Source organism: Paenibacillus xylanexedens (assembly GCF_007676705.1).
Classification (GTDB): Bacteria; Bacillota; Bacilli; order Paenibacillales; family Paenibacillaceae; genus Paenibacillus; species Paenibacillus xylanexedens_C.
Window position 1 is genome coordinate 1 of record NZ_VEBF01000267.1, and the last position, 280, is coordinate 280.

General features: G+C 43.2%; 1 protein-coding gene. It reads left to right on the plus strand.

All coding sequences use genetic code 11. The features are described 5' to 3' along the window. Nucleotides 1–84: 84 nt before the first annotated feature. Nucleotides 85–280, plus strand: a 196-nt coding sequence (locus FS628_RS32225; protein WP_222125331.1) for a hypothetical protein, incomplete at its 3' end; no start/stop codon positions are given.

Below are 280 nucleotides of genomic sequence, written 5' to 3' on the forward strand. Positions count from 1 at the left end.
AGGATAATAGTTAGGAGTGTAATGGGAGTGGTGATAAGGAAAGATATTGAAGAAAATGGGATCGAGGGGATAGTTGTGGAATAGTTGGGTGATGGTTTGGAGGGATTTTTGGTGGTGATAGGGAGGGTTGAGAGATGTGTGGAGTATGGGAAAATAATTGAGTTGTTGTGCTTGAGGATGAGGATAAAAGGATTCGGGATGTGGTTGAAAAAGGGATTGATGGGGTTTGGTGAAATGAAAGGGGGGAAGAAAGTTCATATGGAGGTGATGTGGGTTGGTG